This window comes from Porphyromonas endodontalis ATCC 35406 (genome assembly GCF_000174815.1).
Taxonomy (GTDB): domain Bacteria; phylum Bacteroidota; class Bacteroidia; order Bacteroidales; family Porphyromonadaceae; genus Porphyromonas; species Porphyromonas endodontalis.
On the sequence record NZ_ACNN01000021.1, the window covers coordinates 1 to 5,713 of the forward strand.

At 49.3% G+C, this 5,713-nt stretch carries 1 protein-coding gene, 2 tRNA genes and 3 rRNA genes; all 6 read left to right on the forward strand.

Going from position 1 to position 5,713, the window contains the following annotated elements:
* On the forward strand, positions 1 to 227 hold a 227-nt coding region (locus POREN0001_RS09475), incomplete at its 5' end, for a hypothetical protein (RefSeq protein WP_040580867.1).
* Between the two features lie 188 nt (positions 228 to 415).
* A 16S ribosomal RNA gene (locus POREN0001_RS05440) occupies positions 416 to 1,946 on the forward strand.
* Positions 1,947 to 2,194: 248 nt separating this feature from the next.
* Positions 2,195 to 2,268 (forward strand) — tRNA-Ile (locus tag POREN0001_RS05445).
* A gap of 23 nt (positions 2,269 to 2,291) precedes the next feature.
* Positions 2,292 to 2,365, forward strand: a tRNA-Ala gene (locus tag POREN0001_RS05450).
* Between the two features lie 207 nt (positions 2,366 to 2,572).
* Positions 2,573 to 5,466: ribosomal RNA gene (locus POREN0001_RS05455) — 23S ribosomal RNA — on the forward strand.
* Positions 5,467 to 5,598: 132 nt separating this feature from the next.
* Positions 5,599 to 5,709 (forward strand): 5S ribosomal RNA (gene rrf / locus POREN0001_RS05460).
* Together the 16S, 23S and 5S rRNA genes with 2 tRNA genes alongside form the textbook arrangement of a ribosomal RNA operon.
* The last annotated feature ends 4 nt before the right edge of the window (positions 5,710 to 5,713 follow it).

The window sequence follows — 5,713 nt, forward strand, 5'->3', positions numbered from 1 at the left end:
TTACCTTTGCAAACGCAAACGAGGGCAGGGGGCGAGCGAGCCACCGCGAAACAGACCTTGGTTGCGATGAGGACGAAAGAATTTTTCCTCGAAGTATTGCAGGAGTCAAAATAGTTTTTGTATCTTTGCAGTCACGTTCGCTTCACGAGCGGGGTTCGGCTCCTAAGGGGTTCGGGTTCCGAGAAGTGGGGTGCGATAACGAGATCTTTGAGAAGCTTGATATATAACAAATTGTGTAGTGCACGCCACGAATTTCTTGGTAACAAGGAATGAGTGCGTGGGAACGAATACGAGGTAAGATTGAACGTTTTAAAAGGCGACCCGATCTAAAGAGAACTCTGAATAAGGTGCTACCAATAAAAAGGACGAGGACATCCAAGGAGTCACAAAGAAGGATTATAACAAAACAAAAATAACAATGGAGAGTTTGATCCTGGCTCAGGATGAACGCTAGCGATAGGCTTAACACATGCAAGTCGAGGGGCAGCATTATTTTAGCTTGCTAAGATAGATGGCGACCGGCGCACGGGTGCGTAACGCGTATGCAACCTGCCTGTAATTAGGGAATAACCCGGTGAAAGTCGGACTAATACCCTATATTCTTCTTTCTCCGCATGGAGGAGGACGGAAAGATTTATTGATTACAGATGGGCATGCGTCCCATTAGCTGGTTGGTAAGGTAACGGCTTACCAAGGCAACGATGGGTAGGGGGACTGAGAGGTTGACCCCCCACACTGGTACTGAGACACGGACCAGACTCCTACGGGAGGCAGCAGTGAGGAATATTGGTCAATGGGCGAGAGCCTGAACCAGCCAAGTCGCGTGAAGGACGACGGTTCTATGGATTGTAAACTTCTTTTGTAGAGGAATAATGGCAGCTACGTGTAGCTGAGATGCATGTACTCTACGAATAAGTATCGGCTAACTCCGTGCCAGCAGCCGCGGTAATACGGAGGATACGAGCGTTATCCGGAATTATTGGGTTTAAAGGGTGCGTAGGTGGCGTATTAAGTCAGTGGTGAAAAGCTGCAGCTCAACTGTAGTCTTGCCGTTGAAACTGATATGCTAGAGAGGAGACGAGGTATGCGGAATGTGTGGTGTAGCGGTGAAATGCATAGATATCACACAGAACGCCGATTGCGAAGGCAGCGTACCAGGCTCCGTCTGACACTGAAGCACGAAAGCGTGGGGATCAAACAGGATTAGATACCCTGGTAGTCCACGCAGTAAACGATGAATACTAGATTTTTGCGATATACTGTAAGAGTCTAAGCGAAAGCGATAAGTATTCCACCTGGGGAGTACGCCGGCAACGGTGAAACTCAAAGGAATTGACGGGGGCCCGCACAAGCGGAGGAACATGTGGTTTAATTCGATGATACGCGAGGAACCTTACCCGGGATTGAAATTTAGATGATGGCAGATGAGAGTTTGCTTTCCTTCGGGACATCTAAGTAGGTGCTGCATGGTTGTCGTCAGCTCGTGCCGTGAGGTGTCGGCTTAAGTGCCATAACGAGCGCAACCCGCGTCGATAGTTACTAACAGGTTATGCTGAGGACTCTATCGAGACAGCCGTCGTAAGACGCGAGGAAGGGGCGGATGACGTCAAATCAGCACGGCCCTTACATCCGGGGCGACACACGTGTTACAATGGCAGGGACAAAGGGAAGCGACATGGTGACATGAAGCGGATCTCCAAACCCTGTCCCAGTTCGGATCGGAGTCTGCAACTCGACTCCGTGAAGCTGGATTCGCTAGTAATCGCGCATCAGCCATGGCGCGGTGAATACGTTCCCGGGCCTTGTACACACCGCCCGTCAAGCCATGGAAGTTGGGAGTACCTGAAGAGCGTAACCGCAAGGGGCGCTTAAGGGTAATACCAGTGACTGGGGCTAAGTCGTAACAAGGTAGCCGTACCGGAAGGTGCGGCTGGAATACCTCCTTTCTGGAGATTCCGTAAAGGAACCTTGTTCTTAGGTAGGACCGTAGGAGTACAAGATAGGGACAAATCGTTTTTTAGATGTGAGGATTGCCGAAGAGATTCCTCTCACGATGAAAGAGTTCTTAGGGATTCTTTCATGGGTGCACCGCCCTTTTTGTTAGAAATATATCGAGCGAACGCAAAAATAGAGAATTAAGGGCGCGGAGCAATCAGCGAAAGACAGAGATCAGCCGTGCACGACGACATTAGCCAGTCCTATAGCTCAGTTGGTTAGAGCGCTACACTGATAATGTAGAGGTCGGCAGTTCAACTCTGCCTGGGACTACCTGAATCCGAAGTGGGATTTATGGGGGATTAGCTCAGCTGGCTAGAGCACCTGCTTTGCAAGCAGGGGGTCATCGGTTCGAATCCGATATTCTCCACTTGGTCATCACGCTGTAAGGTGTGATTGACAACGTGATCTTTGACATACTTGGTAATATAATTAGAAACAACAAGAGTAGAGCCGTGTTCTATTTGGCAACAAATGGAATACGAATATAAAAGCAAAAGTAACGAGTCTTGAAAGAGACTTAGTATTTACTCAACAATCGTTCCTTATTGTGGTTGACCACAAGAAAGGACGTAAGGCGAAAAAAGACAAGGGCAGACGGTGGATGCCTTGGCTCTCGGAAGCGAAGAAGGACGTGATAAGCTGCGAAAAGCTACGGGTATCGGCACATACGAATTGATCCGTAGATCTCCGAATGGGGCAACCCGGCATATGGAAGATATGTCACTGTGCAGAGCACAGAGCAGACGTGGGGAACTGAAACATCTTAGTACCCATAGGAAAAGAAAACAAAAGTGATTCCCTTAGTAGTGGCGAGCGAACGGGGAGTAGCCCAAACCGGCTTTGTTTCGGCAAAGTCGGGGTAATAGGATCAGACGACAAATTATATAAAGACTTTAGTAGAATTGTGTTGGAAAGCACAGCCAGAGAGCGTGACAGCCGCGTAGACGAAAGGGTCGCTATATGAGAGTTTGACACCTGAGTAGCTCGGGACACGAGAAATCCTGAGTGAATTAGCGGGGCCCATCCCGTAAGGCTAAATATACCCGAGAGACCGATAGTGAACAAGTACCGTGAGGGAAAGGTGAAAAGGACCTCGAACAGAGGAGTGCAATAGACCCTGAACCCGTCTGCCTACAAGCGGTAGGAGCCCCTACGTGGGGTGACTGCGTGCCTTTTGCATAATGAACCTACGAGTTGCCGTTGCTGGCAAGGCTAACCGGCTATAGTCGGGTACCCGGAGCGAAAGCGAGTCTGAATAGGGCGCATATAGTCAGCAGGGGCAGACGCGAAACCAAGTGATCTACCCTTGGCCAGGTTGAAGGTTAGGTAACACTAATTGGAGGACCGCATCGGTAAGCGTTGAAAAGCTTTCGAATGAGCTGAGGGTAGGGGTGAAAGGCTAATCAAACTTGGAGATAGCTCGTACTCCCCGAAATGCATTTAGGTGCAGCCTCAGGAGTTTCTTATAAGAGGTAGAGCGACTGATTGGATGCGAGGCTTTCACCGGCTATCAAGTCCAGACAAACTCCGAATGCTTATAAGTTATCCTGGGAGTGAGGGCATGGGTGCTAAGGTCCATGTCCTAAAGGAGAAGAATCCGGACCATCGGCTAAGGTCCCTAAATCACTGCTAAGTTGGACAAACGCGGTCAAGATGCGAAGACAGCTAGGATGTTGGCTTGGAAGCAGCCATTCATTTAAAGAGTGCGTAACAGCTCACTAGTCGAGGATTTTGGCATGGATAATAATCGGGCATAAGCAGTGTACCGAAGCTGTGGGATGTTAATACATCGGTAGGGGAGCATTCTAACGGAGTAGAAGATTCGAAGATGATTCGGGTTGGATTTGTTAGAAAAGCAAATGTAGGTATAAGTAACGATAAAGGGGGTCAGAAACCCCCTCGCCGAAAGACCAAGGTTTCCTGATCAACGCTAAACGGATCAGGGTTAGTCGGGCCCTAAGCGGCAGCCGAACGGCGCACGCGATGGCAGAATGGGTTAATATTCCCATACTAATCATATGAGTGATGTGGAGACGGAGAAGTGACAGTACGGCCAACTGACGGAATAGTTGGTTAAAGGGTGTAGATGTAGATTGGGGTAGGCAAATCCGCCCCGAGAGTCGAACCTGATAGTACAGAGCGTGCATGCACAATCTGAAAAGTACGTAACCAGGCTCCCAAGAAAATCCGCTAAACATATTGTATGATTACCCGTACCGTAAACCGACACAGGTGGTTGGGTTGAGTATACTAAGGCGCTCGAGTGATTCGCGGTTAAGGAACTAGGCAAAATAGTCCTGTAACTTCGGGAAAAAGGACGCCTCTGAGCGATCAGAGGTCGCAGAGAAAAGGCCCTGGCGACTGTTTAACAAAAACACATGGCTATGCGAAATAGAAATATGCAGTATATAGCCTGACACCTGCCCGGTGCCGGAAGGTTAAGAGGAGAGGTCATCCTTTTTTGGAGAAGCTTTGAATTGAAGCCCCGGTAAACGGCGGCCGTAACTATAACGGTCCTAAGGTAGCGAAATTCCTTGTCGGGCAAGTTCCGACCTGCACGAATGGTGTAACGATCTGGGCACTGTCTCAACCGCGAGCTCGGTGAAATTGTAGTATCGGTGAAGATGCCGATTACCCGCAACGGGACGAAAAGACCCCGTGAACCTTTACTATAGCTTTATATTGTAGCCGGGTATTAGATGTGTAGGATAGGCCGGAGACTGAGAATGGGCAACGCCAGTTGTCTTGGAGTCGCTGTTGAAATACGGCCCTTTTACTATTTGGCTACTAACACGCGCGTTGCGTGGACAGTGTATGGTGGGTAGTTTGACTGGGGTGGTCGCCTCCAAAAGCGTAACGGAGGCTTCTAAAGGTACCCTCAGACCGATTGGTAACCGGTCGTAGAGTGTAATGGCATAAGGGTGCTTGACTGGGAGACAAACAAGTCGCACAGGTAGGAAACTAGAGCATAGTGATCCGGTGGTTCCGCATGGAAGGGCCATCGCTCAAAGGATAAAAGGTACTCCGGGGATAACAGGCTGATCGCTCCCAAGAGCTCATATCGACGGAGCGGTTTGGCACCTCGATGTCGGCTCGTCACATCCTGGGGCTGGAGAAGGTTCCAAGGGTTGGGCTGTTCGCCCATTAAAGTGGCACGCGAGCTGGGTTCAGAACGTCGTGAGACAGTTCGGTCTCTATCTGTTGTGGGCGCAGGATATTTGCGAGGCTCTGACACTAGTACGAGAGGACCGTGTTGGACTGACCTCTGGTCTATCGGTTGTTCCGCCAGGAGCAGTGCCGAGTAGCTAAGTCGGGATTGGATAAGTGCTGAAAGCATCTAAGCACGAAGCCAGCCTCAAGATTAGATATCCATATAGGGAGGTTGTAGACGACGACCTTGATAGGCTATAGGTGTATATGCAGTAATGTAAAAGCCGAGTAGTACTAATATCCCGAATATTTTCGCGAAAAGGTTGTAGAGTAAATGTGAATAGAGTCTCTGTCTCCGTTCTCCTTTAGGGGATTGGAAAAGAGAGGTTCGCTTACTTAGAGCTTATCTCAGTTCTTGCTTGTTTCTAATTGCCAAGATGTCAGTCTTATTCAGGTGGTTATAGCGTTGGGGTTCCACCTCTTCCCATTCCGAACAGAGAAGTTAAGCCCAACCACGCCGATGGTACTGCGTAAAAGTGGGAGAGTAGGTAGCCGCCGTTTTCGA